The organism is Vibrio minamisatsumaniensis, assembly GCF_050337445.1.
GTDB lineage: Bacteria > Pseudomonadota > Gammaproteobacteria > Enterobacterales > Vibrionaceae > Vibrio > Vibrio artabrorum.
In genome coordinates, this window is the sequence record NZ_JAKJSY010000049.1 from 1 (window position 1) to 24,382 (window position 24,382).

At 43.9% G+C, this 24,382-nt stretch carries 18 protein-coding genes and 2 tRNA genes; 12 read left to right on the forward strand and 8 right to left on the reverse strand.

What is annotated here, in order from left to right; genetic code table 11:
* The first annotated feature begins 142 nt into the window (after nt 1–142).
* The 5 genes from L4B77_RS12080 (at nt 143) to nspC (ending at nt 6,967) form a co-directional block, all read left to right on the forward strand.
* Nucleotides 143–229: transfer RNA gene (locus L4B77_RS12080), tRNA-Leu, on the forward strand.
* Between the two features lie 32 nt (nt 230–261).
* Nucleotides 262–337, forward strand: a tRNA-Gly gene (locus L4B77_RS12085).
* 1,085 nt (nt 338–1,422) lie between these two features.
* Nucleotides 1,423–4,374, forward strand: coding sequence for a pyridoxal phosphate-dependent class III aminotransferase (locus tag L4B77_RS12090; protein WP_429750689.1), 2,952 nt, complete (start codon nt 1,423–1,425; stop codon nt 4,372–4,374).
* A gap of 8 nt (nt 4,375–4,382) precedes the next feature.
* On the forward strand, nt 4,383–5,636 hold the full coding sequence (locus L4B77_RS12095) for a carboxynorspermidine synthase (protein ID WP_429750691.1): 1,254 nt from the start codon (nt 4,383–4,385) through the stop codon (nt 5,634–5,636).
* 197 nt (nt 5,637–5,833) lie between these two features.
* Nucleotides 5,834–6,967, forward strand: a complete 1,134-nt coding sequence (gene nspC, locus L4B77_RS12100; protein ID WP_429750693.1) for a carboxynorspermidine decarboxylase — start codon at nt 5,834–5,836, stop codon at nt 6,965–6,967.
* A 90-nt stretch (nt 6,968–7,057) separates the two neighbouring features.
* On the opposite strand, the gene L4B77_RS12105 is transcribed toward nspC, so the two are convergent.
* Together L4B77_RS12105 and L4B77_RS12110 are read right to left on the reverse strand one after the other, a co-directional pair.
* Entirely contained in the window at nt 7,058–7,570 is a 513-nt protein-coding gene (locus tag L4B77_RS12105; protein WP_261837525.1) for a glycine cleavage system transcriptional repressor, read from the reverse strand.
* Nucleotides 7,571–7,793: 223 nt separating this feature from the next.
* A complete protein-coding gene (locus L4B77_RS12110; RefSeq protein ID WP_261837524.1) occupies nt 7,794–8,705 on the reverse strand; it encodes a DUF3943 domain-containing protein in 912 nt (303 codons plus the stop codon).
* A 208-nt stretch (nt 8,706–8,913) separates the two neighbouring features.
* On the opposite strand from L4B77_RS12110, the gene L4B77_RS12115 reads away from it, so the two are divergent.
* Entirely contained in the window at nt 8,914–10,152 is a 1,239-nt protein-coding gene (locus L4B77_RS12115; protein WP_429750696.1) for a CinA family nicotinamide mononucleotide deamidase-related protein, read from the forward strand.
* Nucleotides 10,153–10,298: 146 nt separating this feature from the next.
* Here the strand turns inward: L4B77_RS12115 and yfaE are convergent, their stop codons facing one another.
* From yfaE to ubiG, 4 genes are all read right to left on the reverse strand, one after another.
* On the reverse strand, nt 10,299–10,577 hold the full coding sequence (yfaE, locus tag L4B77_RS12120) for a class I ribonucleotide reductase maintenance protein YfaE (RefSeq protein WP_429750698.1): 279 nt from the start codon (nt 10,575–10,577) through the stop codon (nt 10,299–10,301).
* Entirely contained in the window at nt 10,577–11,710 is a 1,134-nt protein-coding gene (nrdB, locus tag L4B77_RS12125; RefSeq protein WP_429750700.1) for a class Ia ribonucleoside-diphosphate reductase subunit beta, read from the reverse strand. The genes yfaE and nrdB overlap by 1 nt, the downstream gene beginning before the upstream one ends.
* A gap of 101 nt (nt 11,711–11,811) precedes the next feature.
* Nucleotides 11,812–14,094, reverse strand: a complete 2,283-nt coding sequence (gene nrdA / locus L4B77_RS12130; protein ID WP_261837520.1) for a class 1a ribonucleoside-diphosphate reductase subunit alpha — start codon at nt 14,092–14,094, stop codon at nt 11,812–11,814.
* A 504-nt stretch (nt 14,095–14,598) separates the two neighbouring features.
* Nucleotides 14,599–15,345, reverse strand: a complete 747-nt coding sequence (ubiG, locus tag L4B77_RS12135) for a bifunctional 2-polyprenyl-6-hydroxyphenol methylase/3-demethylubiquinol 3-O-methyltransferase UbiG (RefSeq protein WP_261837519.1) — start codon at nt 15,343–15,345, stop codon at nt 14,599–14,601.
* A 258-nt stretch (nt 15,346–15,603) separates the two neighbouring features.
* Between ubiG and gyrA the strand changes: the two genes are divergently transcribed.
* Nucleotides 15,604–18,264, forward strand: coding sequence for a DNA topoisomerase (ATP-hydrolyzing) subunit A (gene gyrA, locus L4B77_RS12140; protein WP_372040035.1), 2,661 nt, complete (start codon nt 15,604–15,606; stop codon nt 18,262–18,264).
* 135 nt (nt 18,265–18,399) lie between these two features.
* On the opposite strand, the gene L4B77_RS12145 is transcribed toward gyrA, so the two are convergent.
* Entirely contained in the window at nt 18,400–18,750 is a 351-nt protein-coding gene (locus tag L4B77_RS12145) for a rhodanese-like domain-containing protein (protein ID WP_429750703.1), read from the reverse strand.
* A gap of 313 nt (nt 18,751–19,063) precedes the next feature.
* On the opposite strand from L4B77_RS12145, the gene L4B77_RS12150 reads away from it, so the two are divergent.
* The 5 genes from L4B77_RS12150 to L4B77_RS12170 all read left to right on the forward strand — a co-directional run bounded on the left by L4B77_RS12150 (nt 19,064) and on the right by L4B77_RS12170 (nt 23,386).
* Nucleotides 19,064–19,240 carry a hypothetical protein gene (locus L4B77_RS12150; RefSeq protein ID WP_261837516.1) on the forward strand — a complete coding sequence of 59 codons (177 nt, stop codon included), beginning with the start codon at nt 19,064–19,066 and terminating at the stop codon, nt 19,238–19,240.
* A 223-nt stretch (nt 19,241–19,463) separates the two neighbouring features.
* Nucleotides 19,464–20,084 carry a GTP cyclohydrolase II gene (locus tag L4B77_RS12155; RefSeq protein WP_429750705.1) on the forward strand — a complete coding sequence of 207 codons (621 nt, stop codon included), beginning with the start codon at nt 19,464–19,466 and terminating at the stop codon, nt 20,082–20,084.
* Nucleotides 20,085–20,256: 172 nt separating this feature from the next.
* Nucleotides 20,257–21,795, forward strand: a complete 1,539-nt coding sequence (locus L4B77_RS12160; protein ID WP_429750707.1) for a L,D-transpeptidase family protein — start codon at nt 20,257–20,259, stop codon at nt 21,793–21,795.
* A 187-nt stretch (nt 21,796–21,982) separates the two neighbouring features.
* Nucleotides 21,983–22,531, forward strand: coding sequence for a peptidoglycan L,D-endopeptidase MepK (mepK, locus tag L4B77_RS12165; RefSeq protein WP_429750709.1), 549 nt, complete (start codon nt 21,983–21,985; stop codon nt 22,529–22,531).
* Nucleotides 22,532–22,729: 198 nt separating this feature from the next.
* Complete coding sequence (locus tag L4B77_RS12170) at nt 22,730–23,386, forward strand: MBL fold metallo-hydrolase (protein WP_429750711.1); 657 nt, start codon at nt 22,730–22,732, stop codon at nt 23,384–23,386.
* 152 nt (nt 23,387–23,538) lie between these two features.
* On the opposite strand, the gene L4B77_RS12175 is transcribed toward L4B77_RS12170, so the two are convergent.
* On the reverse strand, nt 23,539–24,336 hold the full coding sequence (locus L4B77_RS12175) for a DUF2982 domain-containing protein (protein WP_429750713.1): 798 nt from the start codon (nt 24,334–24,336) through the stop codon (nt 23,539–23,541).
* Nucleotides 24,337–24,382: the final 46 nt, after the last annotated feature.

Here is a 24,382-nt window from a genome sequence, read left to right on the forward strand (position 1 = left end):
GTTGGTAGAGCGCAACCTTGCCAAGGTTGAGGTCATCGGTTCGAACCCGATGTATCGCTCCAAATTTTGTAATGTTGATTGGCATCAGCATTAAGATGGTGTTTTACTTTTCAGTAATCGGCATCGCAATAAAGAATTGCGTGCCCTGGTGGTGGAATTGGTAGACACAAGGGATTTAAAATCCCTCGGCGTTCGCGCTGTGCCGGTTCAAGTCCGGCCCGGGGCACCATCTATTCAAGTCTTTATTTCGGTAAAGCAAATGCGATACTAGCTCAGTTGGTAGAGCGCAACCTTGCCAAGGTTGAGGTCATCGGTTCGAACCCGATGTATCGCTCCAAATTAAGAAGCCCGAACAGAAATGTTCGGGCTTTTTGGTTTCTGGCGTTTAGCTTTTATGTGTAATTACTCTTCTTGTTTGAACCCGCACTCAAAATTTATTTCTATTTCTATCTCAAAATTTCGCAATCAAGTTAGTTTTTAAAAAGCGAGATTCCCTATGAACTCGTTCCTCGTGCTAGGGAATGACGGAAAGGTAACATGACCTCAAAGCCTCACTAGCAACGCTTGTATATTCGCGTCGTCATCCTCGGGCGTGAGGAACGAGCGAACCGGGGATCTATTGCTGCTTGCTGATTAACTTCAGTTTAATCTATTGCATCAGATAGTTTCTTGAATAAAGCAATACATCAACATGTTGTAAGGGACTCCCTATGAACTCATTCTTCGCGCTAGGGAATGACGGAATGACGGAATGACGCAATAGCCTCAAAGCCATCACTAACACCGCGTGTATACCTATCTCATCATCCTTGGGCTGGAGAAACGCATGAATCGGAGTCTCGTTCTCCTACGGTAGTATTAACGATATTTTCAGCAATCCCTTAGCCACCACTGCTATTTATCAAACTATGATTAAAAACTATTGATCGTTCATTTCACTCTATGTTACTTTTCTGCGCAATCTCGGAATGAACGATGCTTAAAAAGAGCAGCGATTGCTTCTGGGGGAGACGCGTAATGACCATTCTTGCTGATTGGGACATTACGTAGGGTAGGTATCGGCTATTCCTTTAGCTGATAGACGGGATACTTATGGCGCAGTTCGCCATGTTAATGGGAAACCCAACATTGAACACACTAATTACAACATTGCTAATCAGCTCTGCATTTCCAAAGGGACCAGCTCCTCATCGCTGTCCAATCCTGCAAAAATGTCCAATTCTTCGAAACAGTAGCATTACTGAACCTTGAGCTCACGCTAACTAATTTTTGCTGTCCTAAGACGGCCTAATTTCGTATTCGTCATTTGACTTATGCGAGCGTACCGCTATCTCTCATTTCTAACATACCTGTGCTTCACGATGAACTCTCTGCCAATTTAAAGAGGGAGCTAGTGGGTCAGTGCGTCTGATGGAAGTGAGTATGAACACATTCAAGGGGACTTTTATGACTACCGCCTTTGAAGTCGATATCAATACTATCGCAAATTCATTTTCAACCATGGTTCCTATCTTAGAGGGAACGTATGATCTAACACCTGACGCCATTTTGCTAGAGCAAGAGCAGCATGAGTCGGATGTTCGCTCTTACCCAAGACGCCTACCGATTGCGATTAAACGTGCATGTGGTGCTTTAGTTGAAGACACCCGTGGCCAACTCTTTCTTGATTGCTTAGCCGGGGCGGGGACTCTTTCTCTGGGCTATAATCATCCGGAAATCAATCAAGCTCTTAAAGATCAACTCGATTCAGGTTTACCTTATCAAACTCTTGATATTACGACTCAAGCAAAAGAGACATTTATCAAGCGAGTAAAAGCCTTTCTTCCTCAGGACTTTTCAACGAACTCGGTGCTTCAATTTTGTGGCCCATCGGGCGCTGATGCTGTGGAGGCGGCGATCAAACTCGCCAAGCAAACCACCGGTCGTAATACCATGTTTGCTTTCCGTGGTGCTTATCATGGTATGACGAACGGCACTATGGGCATGATGGGTAATCTCGGAACTAAAGAGCGTCGTAGTGGCTTAATGTCAGACGTTCACTTTATGCCTTTTCCATACAGCCTTCGTTGTCCGTTTGGTCTCGGTGGCGAAGCCGGAGCTAACGCGAGTATTCGTTACATTGAGCGTATGTTAAATGATGATGAGTCGGGCATCATGAAACCTGCTGCGATGATCGTTGAACCTGTGCAAGGTGAGGGCGGTGTGATTCCTGCTCCAGCCTCTTGGTTGCAAGGCCTACGTCGTATTTGTGACGAGCACGGCATCCTACTGATTTTTGATGAAATTCAGTGTGGTGTGGGTAAAACGGGTCATAGATTTGCATTTGAAGAAGCAGGCGTTAACCCTGATATCTTATGTTTGTCTAAAGCGATCGGTGGCGGATTGCCTATGTCGCTGCTTGTGTTCGATAAGAGCATTGATACATGGAAAGCGGGTGAGCACACCGGTACATTCCGTGGTAATCAATTAGCCATGGTGTCAGGTGCTAAAGCTCTGGAAATCATCGAGCGTGACGGTCTAGTTGAGCACGCGAACATCGCAGGCCAATATTTACGTCATGGGCTTGAGAAGATTCAATCGCGTGTGAGCTGTATTGCTGAAGTGCGTGGTAAAGGCTTGATGCTTGGTGCTGAGATCAAAAAAGCCAATGGTGAGCTTAATAAATTTGGCGAACCACAATCAGACGGCGAACTAACCCTAGCGATTCAACGAGCCGCATTAGAGCGTGGCTTGATGGTTGAAAAGGGTGGTCGTGATGGTTCGGTGATTCGTTTCCTTCCACCAATGATTATCTCTTTTGAGCAGATCGACTTCGCACTCCGCGTGATGGAAGATGCGATCGTCGCAGCCGGTGGTGGTTTGCAACAAGCTCCAGCGTCAAGTGAACAAGGTAACCATGAATGGAACAAGCATTTCATCCAGACAGGTTTCGGTGGCAGCGACGAATTCGTTAACGTGATGAACCAAACTACGCAAGCGATGAAATCTGTTTTTGAACAGGTTGAAACCCCATACTCAGGTTTAGACCCTAAAGTGCTAGAAGCCGCCATCAAGGCTGTTGACCTCGATAACAACCAACACGCTTTGGTTGATGTTGTTGATAGCACAGCAGACCTTGTCGCGGCTAACTCCATCTTCGTGCAACACCCAGATTGTATTGCACACCTCCACACACCTCCTCTTATGGCTTCGGTAGCGGCGGAATCGATGATCGCGGCGTTGAATCAATCAATGGATTCATGGGACCAAGCATCTGCGGCGACGTATGTTGAGCAGCGTGTGGTGGATTGGATGTGTGACAAATACCAACTTGGCGCACAAGCTGACGGCGTTTTCACCAGCGGCGGCACGCAAAGTAACTTAATGGGTTTATTGCTGGCGAGAGACTGGGTTGCCGATAAGCACGATGGTCACTCGATTCAAAAGCTTGGTTTGCCAGAGTATGCGAGCAAGTTACGCATTTTGTGTTCAAAAAAATCTCATTTCACGGTTCAAAAATCGGCCTCTTTAATGGGACTCGGCGAAGCCGCGGTGTGCTGTGTGGATACCAACGCTAACGGTACCATCAAAGCGGATTTGTTAGACGCAGAAGTGAAAGCGCTGAAAGCGCAGGGGTTGATTCCTTTTGCTGTGGTTGGTACTGCGGGCACAACCGATCATGGCGCAATTGATGACCTTGAAGCGATAGCCAAAATCGCACATCAACAAGATCTTTGGTTCCATGTCGATAGTGCATACGGCGGTGCACTTATTTTAAGTAGCCATAAAGCACGTCTAAAAGGCATCGAGAAAGCGGACTCAGTGAGCGTTGATTTCCACAAGTTGTTCTTTCAAACCATCAGCTGTGGTGCTGTGCTTCTCAAAGACAAAGCGAACTTTAAGTACCTATTGCATCACGCGGACTACTTAAATCGCGAGCACGATGAACTGCCAAATCTAGTCGATAAATCTATTGCGACTACCAAGCGGTTTGATGCCCTAAAAGTCTTCATGACGATGCAAAGTGTTGGGCCAAAGCAGTTGGGTGATATGTACGATCATCTCTTAGAACAGACGCTTCAAGTTGCCGATCTTATTCAGAAGCATGACGATTTTGAACTGCTTGCTGAGCCGTCACTGTCTACTGTGCTGTTCCGCTCGCGGCCGAGCAATGAGCAATCAACAAACAGCGCTATTGATTTAGATAAACTGAATCAAACGTTAAGACTGGAAGCGCTGACTCGTGGTATCTCTGTACTTGGCGAAACGGTCGTCGACGGTAAAAGTGCACTGAAATTCACTATCTTGAATCCATGCTTAACGACATCAGATTTCAAATCTCTAATTAACAAAATTCAAGCTTTAGCGATTGAGCTAGCAGAACAACAAGGATAATTTAAACTATGGCTATTCTCCAAATTGGTGCAGGCGGCGTCGGTTGGGTTGTTGCACACAAAGCAGCGCAAAATAACGAAGTACTGGGTGATATTACCATCGCTTCTCGCACCATCGCGAAGTGTGAAAAAATCATTGAATCGATCAAGGGTAAAAATAACCTGAAAGATTCAACTAAGAAACTAGAAGCACGTTCAGTAAACGCTGATGATGTTGATGCGCTTGTTGCTCTGATTAAAGACGTTCAGCCGGATCTCGTGCTCAACGCGGGTCCTCCTTGGGTAAACATGGCGATCATGGAAGCGTGTTATCAAGCTAAAGTCTCTTACTTAGATACATCAGTCGCGGTAGACCTATGTTCTGAAGGTCAGCAAGTACCTCAAGCTTACGATTGGCAGTGGGGCTACCGCGAAAAATTCGCAGAAGCGGGCATCACAGGTATTCTTGGTGCGGGTTTCGATCCTGGCGTAGTATCGGTATTTGCAGCTTACGCAGTTAAGCACCTGTTTGATGAAATCGATACGATTGATGTAATGGATGTTAACGCCGGCGACCACGGCAAGAAGTTCGCGACTAACTTCGATCCAGAAACAAACATGCTGGAGATCCAAGGCGATTCTTTCTACTGGGAAAATGAAGAGTGGAAGCAAGTGCCTTGTCACTCTCGTATGCTTGAGTTTGATTTTCCGAACTGTGGTTCTCACAAGGTCTACTCTATGGCGCACGATGAAGTTCGCTCAATGAAAGAGTTTATCCCTGCGAAACGTATCGAGTTCTGGATGGGCTTTGGTGATAAGTACCTAAACTACTTCAACTGTATGCGTGATATTGGTCTACTTAGCCCAGATCCGCTGACACTACATGACGGTACGGTTGTTCAGCCACTTCACGTTCTGAAAGCGCTTCTTCCTGATCCAACGTCACTAGCTCCGGGCTACACTGGTTTAACGTGTATCGGTACTTGGGTTCAAGGTAAGAAAGACGGTAAAGAGCGTAGCGTATTCATCTACAACAACGCTGACCACGAAGTGGCTTACGAAGATGTAGAGCACCAAGCGATCTCTTACACAACGGGTGTACCAGCGATCACGGCGGCGCTTCAGTTCTTCCGTGGCGAGTGGGCGGATAAAGGCGTGTTCAACATGGAGCAGTTAAATCCAGACCCATTCCTAGAAACCATGCCTAGCATTGGTCTAGATTGGCATGTGCAGGAGCTTGAAGCAGGTCAAGGTCTACCGCTGATCCACGAGCTGAATAAATAATCTCTACAATACGCATGAGATTCCCAACTACGGTCCTTCGTCCCTATCGGGAATGACGGGTTAGAGTCGTCATTCCGTACAGTGAGGTACGAGCGTGATACGGAATCTCTAAAAGCGCTTTGAGATTTTTAGTTTATCTACGTTTATCAAGCCGATGTAATAGCGTCGGCTTTGTTCCACTTTATGGTGAATAGATAATGCAAAAGAGCGAACTTAAAACCCCATACTTTATGATCAATGAAGATAAGTTGATCGAAAACTTAGAGAAGGCAAAACAGCTAAAAGAAATCTCTGGCGTTAAGCTTGTGCTTGCGCTGAAATGTTTCTCAACTTGGGGTGTATTCGACATCATCAAGCCTTACTTAGATGGCACGACAAGTTCTGGCCCATTTGAAGTAAAGCTGGGCTACGAAACATTTGGTGGTGAAACTCATGCATATAGCGTGGGTTACAGTGACGATGACGTACGTGAAGTGGCAGATATCTGTGACAAGATGATCTTTAACTCGCAGTCTCAGCTAGCAGCGTACCGACACATTGTCGAAGGTAAAGCGTCAATTGGCTTACGCTTAAACCCAGGTGTGAGCTATGCGGGTCAAGACTTAGCGAATCCAGCGCGCCAGTTCTCTCGTTTGGGCGTTCAAGCTAATCACATCAAACCAGAAGTATTTGAAGATATAGATGGTGTGATGTTCCACATGAATTGTGAAAACAAAGATGTGGATGCATTTATCGGCTTGCTAGATTCGATCTCTGATCAGTTTGGTGAATATCTCGATAAACTAGATTGGGTCAGTATGGGTGGCGGTGTGTTCTTCACATGGCCTGGCTATGACATCGAAAAACTTGGCCTTGCGCTGAAAGCCTTCTCTGAAAAACACGGCGTTCAAATGTATTTGGAACCGGGTGAAGCCATTATCACGAAAACAACAGACCTAGTTGTGACTGTGGTCGATATTGTTGAGAACGTGAAGAAAACAGCGATTGTAGATTCGGCAACAGAAGCACACCGCCTTGATACGCTTATCTACAACGAGCCAGCATCGGTGTTGGAAGCGTCTGAAAATGGTCGCCATAACTACGTGATTGGTTCGTGTTCATGCCTTGCAGGCGATCAGTTCTGCGAAGCAAGGTTTGATGAGCCACTTAAGATGGGTCAAAAGCTGCACCTGTTAGATAGTGCGGGTTACACCATGGTGAAACTGAATTGGTTTAATGGCTTAAAAATGCCATCTATCTATTGCGAGCGCAGTACTGGCGAAATTCAAAAGCTGAACGAATTTGGCTATGAAGATTTTAAACGCTCATTGTCACAATGGTCGGTCAAATAGCTGAATTGATTATGAAAAATAATAAAAAGAGCAGCGAATGAGCTGCTCTTTTTGTATCGTTGGATCTTGCTCAACTAAGTGATAACTGAGTTACCCCTCAATCACCACGCGAGTATCTTCGCTTAGTGTTTCTAGCTCGTTTACTACATCGTCAATTTTTACTTCGACGGGCAGTTTAATAGCAATCTTAGAGGTGAATAAGCTTGAGCTAACACCGCCGCCGCCAGCGATGAAGACTCGATTGCAATCCATATCTAGAATACTGATCCCTTGTCTATCTAGCACATGGGTTATTTCGTTAACGATCCCTGCTCGATCGTTCGAGTCGAGCCTTAGGTGATGGATCGTCTCTTGAACATTGTGAGTTTGGTCTGAATCGACAAACTGAACGATGAGATCAGGGTTAGCGTTGAAGGCCTCTTTAACAATGGATTCGTTAATGGCTGGAAGCTGAACCTTAAGTACGCCTGCGACTTGGTCTTCAATAAAGTTTACTTTACTGATGAGCCATTTGCCGTTGTTTTCATGAGTCACCGCAGCAAGTTGTTTGATTGTTGCTGGTGACGCTTTCCCAATAAAGTTTACGATAAATGTACTGTTCATATCAGCCCCCCAAAAGTTTCAATTAATCATTGCTCAATAAATGTTTGATATTATGCAATAAAGTTCTTTTGTTTCAGTGTAGAACGTTACATCAAACAATGTTTGACCTACATCAATTTTTGAAACTAAGATACGACGAAAAAAGGAGAATAAAGCGCTGGGTACAAAAAAACGGCCCGAAAGCCGCTTTTTAGAAAAATTGTTAGGGGATTCGCAAGCGGGTTTAGAATGTTACCTTGAAGTTCATACCAACAAACTGAGAATCGTATTTTGCGCCAGCGTCGTAAGCGAACTTAGCGGCGTCTTGATTATCCCACCAAGGGTTAGTATTCAGGTTAACTTCTGCGTCGCCGCCCCAAGCATCACTAACCCAGTAGTGGATGTGGCCTACGGGGTTAAGGAAAAATAGCGAAACATCACCCATTATCTCTGAGCCCATCACTTCGCCGCCAGAAGCAACGATATCTTGCTCTGCGTCTAACATTAGCTCACCAACAACCGCGCCGAAGAAAGGTGTGACAAACAGATCTTGCCATGATGGCACTTCAGCAAAGGCTTCTACGCCGTATTCCCAAAAGAATGTTGACATTGTCCAAGAGTATAAGAAAGATTCAAATTCATCGTAACCAGCATGTCGAGCTGCGGTGTAGTAAATACCGCCAAAATATGGGTGCATAACGTAGTTTAGGAAGTGCTCATCGCGATCCCATACCGGGCCTTTGGAAACGTTATCCTTCCATTTTTTACCTAGAGCACTGATATCACGTTGGTCATCATCCCATTTAGTGATACTTTCAGGCAACAGAGTCATTAGACCTACGGTTGCGACACTTAAGCCAAGGATCGTGTAGGTTTGACCCATAAGGTAATCCCAATCTCTATCATCACTCACCGTAAGATAGATTGGTTGTTTGTCAATCGTTAGGTCGTACTGATCACTTGATTCACTTAGAGCATAGTTATTGTTTGGCTTGTAGGTGTACAAGTTTTGATTAACACAGTAATCTTGAGTACATTCATCCGTGTAAGAAAGGTTGATTGGTTGGTCGAAGTCATATTGACTTGCAACCGAGTTAACTGAGAGCAGTATTGAAAGTGCAGCAGTAACCTTTGTTAGTAACGGTGATTTGGCCACAAGGGTCTCCATGATATGTTAATAATTGATCAGAATCACAATTATCTATTAAATACCTAATATAGGGAACTAATAATTACCCCATTCTTTTAAGAAAATCTTAGGTTTAAAATTATTAATATTGGTGAAAAGGTAACATATCTCTAATTTTACCGTAGACCAGTTTACTTATAACGCCGTGTCTTAAAGGGCAGCAAGGGATATAAATATGACAAAAATCGCAATGTTAAGTACTGGTGAAGAAGTTCTTCATGGAGACATTGTCGACACAAACGCGGCTTGGATGTCTGCTGAGTTTTACCAGAATGGTTTTGCTCTTGCTAAGCGTTCTACGGTCGGTGATCAAATGAATACCCTGGTTGAAGAGCTGTTAATGCTGAGCTTTAACTACGATGTGATTATCGTCAATGGAGGGTTGGGGCCGACCACGGATGACATGAGCGCTGCCGCCGCTGCTGCTGCTTCCGATCAGAAATTGGTCATGTTCCCTCAATGGTTGGCTCGTATGGAAGAGATGTTCTCGGGTCGTGGCGTGCCGATGCCTGATAGTAACCTCAAACAGGCCTTGTTGCCGGCAAGTGCTGAGATCGTTGATAATCCAGTCGGTACTGCCTGTGGCTTTAAGCTGAAAATCAATGATGCAACGTTCTATTTTACGCCTGGTGTTCCGAGCGAATTTAAGCGTATGATAACGTTTGAGATCCTTCCTGATTTAGCTCGTACTTACCCTCAAGTGATTGCTTCTGAGTGCAGTCGTCTCTTTACCTTTGGTTTATCTGAATCGGGAATCTCTGATGTGTTGGATGAATTGAAGCTGCCTGAAGGGTATGAGTTGGGTTACCGCTCTTATTTGCCTTTCATTGAGGTAAAACTGTTTGGACCTAAGTCTGGCTTGGAAACTCGCGTCAAGTTATTACAAATGGTGTTTAAACTGTTAGAAAAAAATGTAGTAAGTGTCGATGAGCCGATGATCGATCGTATTGGTCACATTATGGCGGTGAGAAAAAAGACCTTATCGGTCTCTGAAGTGTCAACCAAAGGTGCGTTGTCGGCTTGGTTACAATCGAATGAACAGGTTGAAGATTGTTTTGGGCACTCTTGGGTCATGGCCGAGCCAAAAGAGACGGAACTAGAAAAGAGTGATCCATTGGCCGCTACTTTTGCACTGGCCGGTGCCACAAGAGAAAAATGCGGCACTGAATTAGCGTTGGTTACGGGTAAGTTAGACGGTAGTACGTTCAGCGTTGCACTGTCGAGCGAAGCGGGCGAGTGGGGGCAGGTACTTGAGTTTTACCGCCAATACAATCGCGAAGATGCACGTACTATTATTAAAACGGTCGCGGCAGATATGCTAAGAAGACACTTAGACAATAAGCCCATGTTTGGTGATTACTCTTCATTAAAACGAGTGAAAGATATGTTTATTCCTTCGGCTAATATTAAGTAAATGTCTCTTTGGACTCACTAAACGATTCAGCTTCAACGGAATAAATAAAAAGGCCTCACATCAATATGATTGTGAGGCCTTTTTCATTTTCAGCAGATTTGAATAACAACAACGTTAAAGAGCAGAGATATCAAAGAAAAAGTAAGCTAGGCGCGCTTCTGCTTACTCCGATGAATCACATTGCTCAGCGATAAGTCAGTTTTTGCTTTGCAGATGCATGGCAAAATCTCATCGACTTGGGTGTAAACCATAGCAAAACCAACGTACTCGACCTCACCAGAATCCAACGTGCAGCGGCAAGCGCCACAGTGACCATCTCGGCAGTTGTATTCTGGCTCTAAGCCCGCTTGTTCCATTGTTTCCAACAGAGTGTTTGAAGGGTTAGATTCAATTGAAGTCAGCTTGTTGATTTTGATTGTTGGCATTACAGCTCAAATCCTTCAAAGTCGTCAGCTTTTACTTCGTTGTCGATTTGGCCAACTAGGTAAGAACTGATTTCTGCTTCTTGTGGAGCAACTTGAACGTTGTCTGAAGACAACCAAGCGTTGATCCATGGAATTGGGTTCGATGTAGCTTCTGGGTAAGCCGTTCCTAAGCCAACTGCCTGCATACGGATGTTGGTAATGTATTCAACGTATTGGCAAAGAATGTCTTTGTTCAAACCAATCATTGAGCCATCTTTGAATAGGTATTCCGCCCACTCTTTCTCTTGCTCAGCCGCTTGCTTGAATAAGTCGAAACACTCTTGCTTGCACTCTTCTGCAATCTGCATGAATGCGAAGTCGTCTTGGCCGTTACGCAGTAAGTTGATCATGTGCTGTGTACCAGTAAGGTGAAGTGCTTCATCACGAGCGATTAGCTTGATGATCTTCGCGTTACCTTCCATTAGCTCACGCTCAGCGAATGCAAATGAACATGCAAAACTTACGTAGAAACGAATCGCTTCTAGAGCGTTTACAGACATTAGACATAGGTAAAGTTTCTTCTTCAGATCATGAAGTGAAATCTTAACGTCTTCGCCGTTGATGTTGTGGTTGCCTTCACCGTAGCGGTGGTAGTCAGCCGTGAGCTTCATGAGATCGTCGTAGTAGAAAGCAATGTCTTTCGCGCGCTTCAGGATCTCTTCGTTTTCAACGATGTCGTCGAATACTACGCCTGGATCATTCACGATGTTACGGATGATGTGCGTGTAAGAACGAGAGTGAATCGTTTCAGAGAAAGACCAAGTCTCAATCCAAGTTTCTACTTCTGGTAGAGATACCAACGGAAGTAGGGCAACGTTTGGACTACGACCTTGGATAGAATCAAGCAGTGTTTGGTACTTCAAGTTAGAGATGAAGATATGCTTTTCATGCTCAGGAAGCTTGTTGTAGTCGATACGATCGCTAGACACGTCTACTTCTTCTGGACGCCAGAAGAAAGAAAGCTGCTTCTCGATTAGCTTTTCGAAGATTTCGAATTTTTGTTGGTCGTAACGTGCAACGTTTACCGACTGACCCAAGAACATTGGTTCTTTTAGTTGGTCATTTTTTTGCTGAGAAAAAGTACTGTAAGCCATAAATGCCTCAAATCTTTTAAAGACCCGTAATAAAACGAACCCTGTTAATGCTTTAAACCCAGAGAAGATAACTTCTCTGGGGTCTTAATGTTGATTGTGGTTTAGATCTTACAACCGCCGCCTTCACAATCTTCTTCCGGCACTTGAACGGCATCGCCTTGGTCGTCTTTAGCACCATCGCGAGTGTTATGATAGTAAAGCGTTTTAACACCGTACTTGTACGCGGTGAGTAGATCTTGAAGCAGCTGTTTCATTGGTACTTTACCGCTGTCGTAAACACTTGGATCATAGTTAGTGTTTGCAGAGATAGCTTGGTCAACGAATTTTTGCATGATACCCACTAAGTGCAAGTAACCGTCGTTCGTACCAATGTTCCAAAGCAGTTCGTAGTTCTCTTTAAGATTTAGGAAATCTGGAACCACTTGCTTGAGGATACCGTCTTTCGATGCTTTCACTGATACGTAACCACGTGGTGGCTCGATACCGTTAGTCGCGTTCGAGATTTGAGACGAAGTCTCAGAAGGCATAAGCGCTGTTAACGTAGAGTTACGCAGACCGTGCTCCATGATCTCTTCACGTAGAGAATCCCAATCGTAATGCAGTGGCTCTTCACATACTAAGTCGATATCTTTTTTATAAGTATCGATTGGCAGTAGGCCTTTCGCGTAGTTGGTCTCGTGGAAAGATGGGCAACGACCTTGCTCTTTCGCGAGTTCAACAGATGCTTTTAGCAAGTGGTATTGAATTGCTTCAAAAGTACGGTGAGTCAGGCCATTCGCGCTGCCATCAGAGTACTTAACACCATTCTTCGCTAGGTAGTATGCGTAGTTGATTACACCGACACCTAAAGTACGACGGTTCATGGTCGATTTGTAGGCTGCTGGAAGCGGGTAGTCTTGGTAATCCAGCAGTGCATCTAGCGCACGAACAACCAGTTCAGAAAGCTCTGCTAGGTCGTCCAGTTCATTGATTGCGCCAAGGTTGAATGCTGAAAGCGTACACAGTGCAATTTCGCCTTCGTCATCTTCTACGTTAGAAAGCGGCTTAGTAGGAAGCGCGATTTCTAGACACAGGTTCGATTGACGAACAGGTGCGACTTCAGAGTCAAACGGGCTGTGCGTATTACAGTGGTCAACGTTCTGAATGTAGATACGGCCAGTAGAAGCGCGCTCTTGCATTAGCAGAGAGAAAAGCTCAACCGCTTTAACTGTTTCACGCTTCACTGAAGGATCGTTTTCGTACTTAACGTATAGCGCTTCAAAACGATCTTGGTTTTCGAAGAACGCATCATAAAGGCCTGGTACGTCTGAAGGTGAGAACAGGCTGATGTTACCACCTTGAACTAGGCGAGAGTACATGAGCTTGTTCAGCTGTACGCCGTAATCCATGTGACGAACACGGTTCTCCTCAACGCCGCGGTTGTTTTTCAGAACGAGCAGAGACTGAACTTCACCGTGCCATAGTGGGTAGAACACGGTTGCAGCACCACCACGAACACCGCCTTGAGAACAACATTTTACTGCTGTTTGGAAGTATTTGTAGAAAGGGATACAGCCCGTGTGGAACGCTTCACCATTACGGATTTCAGAACCTAGCGCACGGATACGACCTGCGTTGATACCAATACCAGCACGTTGAGACACGTAACGAACAATTGAGCTTGCCGTTGCGTTGATTGAATCAAGGCTGTCACCACACTCGATCAGTACACAAGAACTGAATTGACGAGTAGGCGTACGTACACCAGACATGATCGGTGTAGGCAGAGAAATTTTAAACGTAGACGATGCGTCGTAAAAACGTTTGATGTAATCAAGACGAGTCGATTTCGGGTACTTCGCGAACAGACACGCAGCAACTAAAATGTAAAGGAACTGAGCACTCTCGTAGATCTCTTTTGTTACACGGTTTTGCACGAAGTATTTACCTTCAAGTTGCTTAACCGCTGCGTAAGAAAAGTTTAAGTCACGCTTATGGTCGATGTACGCGTCAAGCTCTTCGAATTCCGCTTTCGTGTAGTCTTCCATTAGGTGGCTATCGTATTTACCCATATCAACCAGTTTTGCTACGTGGTCATACAGTGCTGGCGGCTCGTATTCGCCGTACGCTTTTTTACGTAGGTGGAATACAGATAGACGTGCTGCTAGATATTGGTAATCCGGAGTCTCTTCAGAGATTAAATCCGCAGCTGACTTGATGATAGTTTCATGAATGTCAGTCGTGGTGATGCCATCGTAAAATTGAATGTGAGCTTTTAATTCGACTTGTGATACAGAAACATTGTGCAAGCCTTCAGCTGCCCATGTGATCACGCGATGGATTTTCTCTAAATCGATCGTTTCTTTGCGCCCGTTACGCTTGGTAACAGTAAGTTGTTGGTTCATTCTGCTTAATTTCCCTAACAAAACTGAACAAGGCCGTGTTTTTGTGTATTTAGATGTAATTCTTGTAAATTACAGGTCGGCTTTGTGATCTTGGTCTACCTATATATTGTAGTTCAAACACAACATATAGGGGTCATTTGTTTGTTGGGTTACAAGATAGTGCTACAAGCGAATTTTTTCAAGGTAAAGAAAGGGGGAGTGCTTGTGGATAAGTGGTGGATTGAAAAAAACTGTAAGTAATCACTAACTGAGGAAGATAGATGTCACTTGATTGTGTAAAAGTTGGCTTTTGGTGATGCTTTATTTTTGCATGCTTATAAAAAAAAATCTCTTGATCTTTGGACAAAATGGAAGACGGATTTTAGGCGGTTAAATTTAAATCAGATGGCGAAAATGGAAGCAAGAAAATGAAGTTAAGACTGAAAAAAGGTTGCAAAATTATCTTATTTGCAACCTTTTTTATTGGCCTTTCTTAGAAAAAACGTCCACCAGTGATAACGATGTTTAATCTGCGAAATTTTGTGTATGGACGATGTAGTTTACGTCAACATTTAACCCTAAGCGATAAGTGTCCGTTAAAGGGTTATAGTGCAGTCCAGTGATGCCGAGTTCTTGTAGAGGTGTATTATCAATCATCTTGATGAGTTCAGCGGGTCGAATGAATTTGTCGTGGTCATGAGTACCTTCTGGGACAATTTTCAGTAGTTTCTCGGCTCCAACAATAGCAAAAAGATAAGACTTAAAGTTGCGGTTCAAAGTAGAGAAGAATACATGGCCTTCCGGCTTAACCAATTTTGAACAAGCCGAGATAACCGACTGTGGGTCAGGAACGTGTTCCAACATTTCCATGCATGTCACTACATCATAAGTGTGTGGATTTTGTTTTGCATGATCTTCAATGGTGCTCTGGATGTAATCGAGTTTGGTGCCAGTTTCCAACGCGTGAAGGCGTGCTACTTCTAGCGGTTCTTTACCCATGTCTAGGCCGGTCACTATCGCGCCTTCAACCGCCATGCTTTCCGCTAAAATGCCACCACCACAACCAACATCAAGTACTTTTTTACCAAATAAACCTTCGGCTTTTTCTAGCACGTAATTTAGTCGCAGTGGGTTGATTTGATGTAGGGGTTTAAACTCACCCTCAAGATCCCACCAGCGTGACGCCATGTCTTCGAATTTTTTGATTTCTGCTGGGTCTACATTCTGTGATTTAGTCATAATCGGCATTTCCAAGTTAAATAATGCATCCATGAAGTGGCAAGCATTATAACTTGCCTTTTCCTGCTGACCAGAAGATCTACAATTTTGCGAGTTTATTGGATGTAAAGTGACCATGTTTCAGCAAGATATGATACGGAGATGCAATTTCTCATCAATTGATTGGCTACAAGGGTCACAAGATGGTAAAAGGAGAGGGAAAGTGATGCCTCCGTAGGTAAATTTGTGTTATATTTTTCGGTCTTATACGTATTCAAAAATACGATCTGACTATAGAGGGAAAATGGCTCTATGAGCGATCTAGCGAAAGAGATCACGCCCGTAAATATTGAAGATGAGCTTAGAGGTTCATACCTAGACTACGCGATGTCCGTCATCGTTGGTCGTGCCCTTCCAGATGTGCGTGATGGCCTAAAACCAGTACACCGCCGCGTTTTGTTCGCGATGAATGTACTAGGAAATGATTGGAACAAACCATATAAAAAATCTGCTCGTGTAGTAGGTGATGTGATCGGTAAATACCACCCGCATGGTGATAGTGCGGTATACGATACTATTGTTCGTATGGCTCAACCGTTCTCGCTGCGTTACATGCTAGTTGATGGCCAAGGTAACTTTGGTTCTATCGATGGCGACTCCGCGGCTGCAATGCGTTATACCGAAGTTCGTATGGCGAAAATTGCGCACGAACTACTGGCTGACCTTGATAAGGAAACTGTGGATTACGTACCGAACTACGATGGTACAGAACAAATTCCAGCAGTACTTCCTACCAAAATTCCTAACCTATTGGTAAACGGTGCTTCCGGTATCGCAGTAGGTATGGCTACCAACATCCCACCCCATAACCTGGGTGAAGTTGTTGATGGCTGTTTGGCTTACATCAATAATGAAGAGATCACGATTGATGAGCTAATGGACTACATTCCTGGTCCTGATTTCCCAACAGCAGCGCTTATCAGTGGTCGTAAAGGCATCGTTGATGCTTATAAGACTGGCCGCGGTAAAGTTTACATGCGTTCAAAAGCGAATATTGAAGTAGAGAAAAATGGTAAAGAAACCATTATCGTTACTGAGATTCCTTACCAAGTAAACAAAGCTCGTTTGATCGAGAAGATTGCTGAACTGGTTAAAGATAAGAAAGTAGAAGGCATCAGTGCACTGCGTGACGAATCTGACAAAGATGGTATGCGTATTGTTATTGAATGTAAGCGTGATGCAGTAGGCGAAGTGGTTCTAAACAACCTATACGCTCAAACTCAACTGCAAACGACTTTCGGTATCAACATGGTTGCGTTGAACAACGGTCAACCACAGTTGTTCAACATCAAAGACATGCTTAAGTGCTTCGTAGACCACCGTCGCGAAGTTGTGACACGTCGTACTATCTTCGAACTGAAGAAAGCGCGCGATCGTGCACACATCCTTGAAGCACTGTCTCTAGCACTGGCTAACATCGACGAAATCATTGAGCTTATCCGTAACGCTCCAACACCAGCTGAAGCAAAAGCTGGCTTAGTTGCACGCGGTTGGGATCTTGGTAACGTTGCTTCAATGCTTGAGCGTGCTGGTACTGATGCGGCTCGTCCTGATTGGTTAGAAGACCAATACGGCATCCGCGATGGCCAATACTTCCTAACGGAAACACAAGCACAAGCGATTCTAGAACTTCGTCTTCACCGCCTAACTGGCCTTGAGCACGAGAAGATTCTAGACGAGTACAAAGCACTGCTAGAAGAAATCGCTGAGCTAATGCACATTCTGGCAAGCACTGAGCGTTTGATGGAAGTTATCCGTGAAGAACTTGAAGCGGTACGTGAAATCTATGGCGACGCGCGTCGTACAGAAATCACAGCGGCAGTTCATGACATCGACATGGAAGAGCTGATTGCTCAAGAAGACGTTGTAGTGACGCTTTCTAACGCAGGTTATGTTAAGTACCAAATCCTCAGCGACTACGAGTCTCAACGTCGTGGTGGTAAAGGTAAGAGTGCAACTAAGATGAAAGATGAGGATTACATTGAGCGTCTGCTTGTTGCTAATACTCACGATAATATCTTATGTTTCTCTACGCGTGGTAAAACATACCGTCTGAAAGTTTACCAACTACCATTAGCAAGTCGTACTGCTCGTGGTAAGCCTATCGTTAACATTCTTCCTCTAGAAGATGGTGAACGTATTACGGCTATCCTGCCTGTTTCTGAGTTCTCTGCTGAGAAATTCATCTTCATGGCAACGGGTGACGGTACAGTTAAGAAGACATCACTGGATCAATTCGCAAACGTACGAGCTAACGGCCTAATCGCCGTTAACCTACGTGACGACGATTCACTGATTGGCGTTGATATCACTAACGGTGATAGCGATATCATGCTGTTCTCTAAATCGGGCAAAGTTGTTCGCTTTAACGAGGACAAAGTACGTGCAATGGGCCGTACTGCCGCGGGTGTTCGTGGTATGAAGCTTCCAGAAGACGATCAAGTAGTTTCACTGATTGTTCCTTCTAACGAAGGTGATATCCTAACTGTGACTGAAAACGGTTACGGTAAGCGTACTGAGCTAGCAGAATACCCAACGAAAGGCCGTGCAACGCAAGGTGTAGTCTCTATCAAAGTCTCTGAACGTAATGGCCCAGTTGTTGGCGCTGTTCAAGTTGAAGAAGGCGATGAAATGATGATGATCACCGACGCAGGTACGCTAGTACGTACTCGCGTAGCGGAAGTCAGCCAAGTGGGTCGTAACACTCAAGGTGTAACACTGATTCGTACTGCTGAAGACGAGAATGTTGTAGGTCTACAACGTATCGACGAAGTAGAAGAAGCTGAGATTGTAGAAGGCGAAGCTGAAGAAGCTGGAGCTGAAACTATTAACGCTGACGTTGCTGAATCAAGTGAAGAGCAAGCATCAGATGCTTCTGACTCTGAAAGTGATAGCGAGCAAGATACAGAGTAATCTCGATTATGCTAAGTAATTAAGCTTACCATTGAAAAAACCGAGCCTTAGCGCTCGGTTTTTTATTACTTGAGCGTTTGTTTGATGTGTTGAACGGCCATTAAATTTTATGGCTTATGGCTTATGGCTTATGGCTTATGGCTTATGGCTTTCCTGCATTTCCACTAAACCACCGGCATTATGAATGTTGGTAAATCCCTGATGTTTAAGAAATTGATAAGCTTTTTCAGAGCGATTTCCACTACGGCAATATAATACGATCGCTCGATCTTTATCTTTATTAGAAAAATGTTGTGATAACTTTGACAGAGGGACGTTTATGGCATTATTTAGATGCCCAAATTCAAACTCTGCGGGTGTCCTTACATCAACCACTAGCGCGCCTGTCTCTATTAATGTCCAACCTATGTCAGCGCGTTCAGATGCTTGAAGCGCTGAGCAGAATAGTGCAACGCACAGTGTTAAGAGTGAAGGTAAGGTTTTCATTGTGGTTCCTTAAAGTGCTGTTGGGTGAAAAGGGCAAACATCAAATGGGTGGAATGGTGTGGCCTTTTCTTAATCCTGTTCTATCCCATTAAGCCAGTATTCTCTATTCAGATATATATCGACGTCCTTCAACTTAAAATTGAAATAGTTCAAATTATTGATCTGTTGATCTTGAATCAACTATTTATATCTTTATCATTAGAATATTGGAAAGAAGTCATAAAAATGACGTATTGCTGTTTACCAATTGACCTGTATTTTGTACCATATAAAAGATTGTTAAGGCTAAGCACTGTTATATAAGGATGTATTTATGGACAAGGTAATCTTAAATTTAAAAAAAGAGTTCCATACTCATGTCCAATCTGATAACTGGGCAGAAAAATACAGTGCTAAGTCGAGCATTTCGACTCTTACTCCTGAAGAGTTGGCAGAATTAGAGAACGCTTGGGTTCAACTTGTGATTTGGAAGCGAACTCAAACAAGTTAATCGTTCTGTACAAATGTTCTTTTAAGCGTAAATGATTAATTTATAACCCCATATTGACTATTTCAATGTGGGGTTTTTTCTTACCTGAAAAATTATTGTTATAATATAACAATTTGTGCGCGGTCAACCTTGAAAAAAATGGTTAACAGCCTCATAGTGTCTATCATTAGATAGTTTGCTACAAAATATTGCCTAGAGATATCATGTAGTATCGTTAAATAAAATGAATTTTCAAGTGAGTATAGCTATGGCGGAAGTGCGTGCCAGAATAGATTTTAAAGTTGGATCAACAAGCAGCATTGATGCTGAGCTGCTGTCTTTTCGTGGGTTGAAAACAGATAAAGAGCATGTTGCTGTGATATTTAAGTCCGCAGATAAGACACAAGACATACCGCTTGTTCGTATGCATTCTGAATGCCTTACTGGTGATGTTTTCCATTCGTCTCGATGCGATTGCGGCGAGCAGCTCGATGAAACCATTAGAATGATGGGCGAAACCGGTGGGATAATTTTGTACTTGCGTCAAGAAGGCCGTGGTATTGGTCTGTATAATAAAATCGATGCGTACCGTCTGCAAAGCCAAGGTATGAATACCTACGAAGCGAATAACCATCTTGGTTTTGGCGACGATTTACGTGATTTTACGGAAGCCGCAGAAATGCTACGCGCTTTAGGGACCACGAAAATTCGTTTAGTAACTAACAACCCTAAAAAGATCAACGAGCTGAAATCCTTTGGTATTGAGATTGAAGAAGTCGTGAATACCTCCGCTCATATTAAGTCGGGTAACGAAAGCTACCTAAGGGCGAAAGTCTCACACGGTAAGCACAACCTGGATATTTAATTCGCCTACTTTGTTGTGCTCAACCCAAGCCTTATGAAAAATCCAGTCCGCAATCATTGGTCCAGTGGGTTAACCATTGGAGTTCAATCTGATTTTTAAAGCCGCTTAAAAATAACACGCTTACTCCTATTTCTTTGCCATACTTATTGGATGGTTGGTGATGGAGTTAAGCATGTTCGCGAAATACTTCTGTGGATTGCTAGTTTTAGTTTCTGTGCATACATGGGGCTACACGAGTTCTGACAAAGACCGATTTATTCCGGCTGATTCAGAACTCTCTTTTATGCTGATTTATCCAGAACTCACTCAGAGTATTTATCAAGACTCTTCGTTACCTATTTTGTGGGACTCTCCTGAGCTTGTTAAGGCGTTTGAATTCCAATTGTCGCTTCTAGAACAAGCGCAGATGGCACCGCTTTTTGAACGACAGCTCAGGCAGATCCGTCAGTATCAATCTCGTAAGCAGTGGCAAGAGTTGGATATATTACTCACCGATACCTTCATCTATTATCTGAGTTACGTTGAGAGTGCACCAATAGCCGGTAAGGCGTGGTACTTCTCAGGTCAGTTACACTCTAAACTGCCTGCACCTTCACCTCATATTCTCATGAGACTAAAAAGTAGTGTTGCCAATGATTATCTATTGGAGATGGTACTGTCTTACGCACCACCGGTTGGAGACTTTGACCGATTTAAAGCGACCTATTCTGTTTTAAACACCGCGTCTAAGATGGATGTTGAACAATATCGGCAGAAAAGCTTAAAACGTTTGGGTGATAAGCTTTCAGACAAAGCGACTTTGGTTGAGCGTATTGCCTTGGTTGGCGTTGATACCTCGATGATCGCGCTCGATTCCCCTGAGTTCGATCGTGATCTTCAAACGGCGATTAAATCTTTCCAACGCATGCATGGTCTTACGGATGACGGGATCATCGGGCCAGATACGATCAAATGGGTCAATATGGGGTTTGATGATCGGTTGAGCTCTTTGGCTCTGAACGCAGAACGTGTTCGCTTGTGGCCGAGAGAAAGAGATTCTCTGATCGTTGTCAACGTTCCCGGTTTTGACCTGAAGTATTGGGAAGATGGTGAAGAGGTGTTTGAGTCCAAAGTCGTGGTAGGCACAAAGTCGCGAAAAACCCCACTATTAGAGGTCAAACTCGATTCGGTTATTCTAAACCCGACTTGGAATGTGCCATGGAAAATCATGGTCAAGGACATTTTGCCTAAGGTAAAAGAGGATGCAAGCTATCTTGATACTCATAATTTCCAAGTGATAGATGGTTGGCGTTCTACGAAAACCGTCGACACGAAAGAGATCAATTGGCAAACCATCAATTTCAATTCGTTCCCGTATCGAATGCGTCAAAGGGCCGGCTCTGGTAATGCATTAGGGCTGTATAAATTCAACACGCCCAATGCACGTGCGATCTATCTTCACGATACTCCCAGTAAAGGTCTGTTTAATGACGATTTTCGTGCTTATAGCTCAGGTTGCATACGTGTTGAGCATGCAGAAGAGCTGGCTGAGTTGTTGTTTGCCACCAAAGTAAGGAAGGTACCGAAACCAAATGATGGCCTCGCTCCGAATACAAAGGTTCGTCTGAAGAAGCGGATTCCAGTACACATCATTTATCAAACGGTGTTGTTTGAAGAAGGGGGGATACAGTACCGTGGCGATATTTACCACTACGATAAAGAGGGGGGATAATCAATAATGGTGATCTTGACCAAAAAATGACACTCCAGTTTCTATTGATAAAATTATAATGTGTATCAATAACTAACCGTGTAAAGGTTACAAATACTAACCTTTTAGAAACTTTTTGTACGTTGACGCAGCAAATGACATTATGTATCGTGCATTTTTTGTTCGATTTAACGGGTTTTGTTGCTGTATGTCTCAAGGTTTATTTTCTCGCCGTCAGTTTCTGACTTACGCTGGTGGCACCGCTGTTGTCGCCTCAATCACGCCTTCTATCGCTTTTGCTTCATACCCAGATAAACCAAGAACGATCAGTATGAACAATCTACACACAGGTGAAAGATTAGAAACCTGCTATTTCGATGGCACTCATTATGTGGGTGATGAGATGGCTCGACTAAGCAAATTGTGTCGAGATTTCCGTCGTAATGAAATTCACCCAATGGACAAGAAATTGTTTGACCAGATCACTCAAATTCAAAATACTTTAGGTATTCAAAAAGAAGTTCAGATCATTTCAGGTTACCGCTCTCCAGCGACAAATGAAGCGTTACGCGCTAAGTCGAATGGTGTTGCGAAAAAGAGCTACCATATGTTGGGTAGAGCGATCGATTTCCGTATTGATGGCGTTAATCTAACGGAATTAAGAGACGTAGCTAAAAGCTTGAACGCAGGCGGTGTGGGCTATTATGCGCGTAGCAACTTTATCCATATTGATACTGGTCCAGTTCGCAGCTGGTAGATCAGGGCCGGGTTCCTATACAAATCGGTAGGCACTTGTCAAAGTAGACATCCAATGTCATAGTTTGCTCCAATTTCAGTTTGTCCTAATAATTCGGTTTGCTTTAATAATCTGATTTATCACCAATAGCTTGGCTTGTTTCCAATAGCAAAGTGATATTCTATGTTGTAAACCAGATTCGCTCTCTAAGGTTTGTATATGTCTCTTAAGTATCAAGTTGTACCTGTAACGTCATTTTCTCAAAACTGCTCGATTGTGTGGTGTGATGAAACCATGGAAGGCATTGTTGTCGATCCCGGTGGTGATATTCAGCAACTAGCCGCGATTATTGAAGAGCTAGGTGTTAAAGTGGTGGACTTGGTATTGACGCACGGTCACCTAGATCACGTTGGCGGCACGGTACCACTTGCTGAGATCTTGAAAGTCAATATTGTTGGTCCCCATAAGGCGGATAACTTTTGGCTTCAAGGTCTAGAGAATCAAAGCCAAATGTTTGGGTTCCCACTGTGTAAAGCTTTCGAACCGAATACTTGGTTAGAAGAAGGTGACAAAGTGACGTTTGGTAACCAAGTCATCGATGTGATTCACACTCCGGGCCATACTCCAGGTCACGTTGTGCTTTACAGTGAGCAAGCACGTCTCGCTTTTGTCGGTGATGTACTGTTTAACGGCGCAATTGGTCGTACTGACTTCCCTCAAGGTGATTTCAACACGCTGATCGCTTCAATCAAAACTAAGCTTTGGCCATTAGGCAATGATGTAACCTTTGTTCCTGGCCATGGTCCTGAATCGACATTTGGTCGCGAGCGCGCATCAAATCCGTTCGTAGCGGATGAAATGCCCTATACTGATTAAGCCTTTGATTGACATCCGATTATTCGTGTTGTGATTAATTGAAATGAAGCTTAGCTTGTGTTCTGAAAGTTAAGCTTTTTTATTGCGTGTTTGTTTTAATTTCAAGTTTTCGTTTATTTAAACCTAACGCTTTAATTTTAAACGTGTTGGCTTTAATCAGATAGATGTTCAGCCGCAGCCAAGTAGCGTCGCGCCAGTCCAACAAATTCTTCCCCACTCATATTCAAGTCATGAGTTGATATGAAAATGTCATAACCGTGGAAGCCCCGTTGATACTTCATCCTGTTGGCAAGCATCGCCTGCAGCCCTGAATAGTCTTTAATCACCGCGTTTTGACTGTTCGTTTCATTCGGTGAATCAAGGTTATCCTGTGATTGGTTATTGTTGACATCAACGTCCTTGATATTCGACTCTTTGTGCTGGCTCAGCTCCACACATCCGCTGTCAGTGTAACGCGCATGGTAATGCGATGAATCGAGGACCATATCTTCGAAGTGAGACTCTTTGCCAGCTTGCTTGGCTCCTAGATACAAAAGGGCGCGTTGGCTCAGTAATAATTCACAAGTAATTTTGGGACAGATAGCATCGAGGTAAGGTGAGTAATCTTTGATTTTAATACCCACCCAAGGGAGCGGTTGATGCCATCCCTCTTGCTGGTAAGTACACAGGCCAATTTTCTGGATGTTGCTCCATTTTAAAACCCAACCGCCTTTGTAGAAATGTTGTTGAAAATGAGTGGGAGTGAGAGTGAACATGACTCTGCTGCGCAACACTAAATAGTACCCCGCCCCCAGAAGAGCTATACTGCAAAATGCACCCACGATCAGTAATTTTGCGTTGTCGCTATAGAGGGCAATAAGCAAGACAATAAACCCTAAAATGACGGCGACCATTCGAAACGAGCGTGTGAAGATAGGCACAGAGATATTTGTTAGGTGACGAGTGTCCATAGGCAACACCAATTTTTCATATTTCTTTCTGGATGGATAACCAGTA

Excerpts from the sequence above, each read along its gene's own strand:
- L4B77_RS12090 (WP_429750689.1), top strand. The coding sequence starts at position 1,423 with ATGAACACATTCAAGGGGACTTTTATGACTACCGCCTTTGAAGTCGAT.
- L4B77_RS12095 (WP_429750691.1), top strand. The coding sequence starts at position 4,383 with ATGGCTATTCTCCAAATTGGTGCAGGCGGCGTCGGTTGGGTTGTTGCA.
- nspC (WP_429750693.1), top strand. The coding sequence starts at position 5,834 with ATGCAAAAGAGCGAACTTAAAACCCCATACTTTATGATCAATGAAGAT.
- L4B77_RS12105 (WP_261837525.1), bottom strand. The coding sequence starts at position 7,570 with ATGAACAGTACATTTATCGTAAACTTTATTGGGAAAGCGTCACCAGCA.
- L4B77_RS12115 (WP_429750696.1), top strand. The coding sequence starts at position 8,914 with ATGACAAAAATCGCAATGTTAAGTACTGGTGAAGAAGTTCTTCATGGA.
- yfaE (WP_429750698.1), bottom strand. The coding sequence starts at position 10,577 with ATGCCAACAATCAAAATCAACAAGCTGACTTCAATTGAATCTAACCCT.
- nrdB (WP_429750700.1), bottom strand. The coding sequence starts at position 11,710 with ATGGCTTACAGTACTTTTTCTCAGCAAAAAAATGACCAACTAAAAGAA.
- nrdA (WP_261837520.1), bottom strand. The coding sequence starts at position 14,094 with ATGAACCAACAACTTACTGTTACCAAGCGTAACGGGCGCAAAGAAACG.
- ubiG (WP_261837519.1), bottom strand. The coding sequence starts at position 15,345 with ATGGATGCATTATTTAACTTGGAAATGCCGATTATGACTAAATCACAG.
- gyrA (WP_372040035.1), top strand. The coding sequence starts at position 15,604 with ATGAGCGATCTAGCGAAAGAGATCACGCCCGTAAATATTGAAGATGAG.
- L4B77_RS12145 (WP_429750703.1), bottom strand. The coding sequence starts at position 18,750 with ATGAAAACCTTACCTTCACTCTTAACACTGTGCGTTGCACTATTCTGC.
- L4B77_RS12150 (WP_261837516.1), top strand. The coding sequence starts at position 19,064 with ATGGACAAGGTAATCTTAAATTTAAAAAAAGAGTTCCATACTCATGTC.
- L4B77_RS12155 (WP_429750705.1), top strand. The coding sequence starts at position 19,464 with ATGAATTTTCAAGTGAGTATAGCTATGGCGGAAGTGCGTGCCAGAATA.
- L4B77_RS12160 (WP_429750707.1), top strand. The coding sequence starts at position 20,257 with ATGTTCGCGAAATACTTCTGTGGATTGCTAGTTTTAGTTTCTGTGCAT.
- mepK (WP_429750709.1), top strand. The coding sequence starts at position 21,983 with ATGTCTCAAGGTTTATTTTCTCGCCGTCAGTTTCTGACTTACGCTGGT.
- L4B77_RS12170 (WP_429750711.1), top strand. The coding sequence starts at position 22,730 with ATGTCTCTTAAGTATCAAGTTGTACCTGTAACGTCATTTTCTCAAAAC.
- L4B77_RS12175 (WP_429750713.1), bottom strand. The coding sequence starts at position 24,336 with ATGGACACTCGTCACCTAACAAATATCTCTGTGCCTATCTTCACACGC.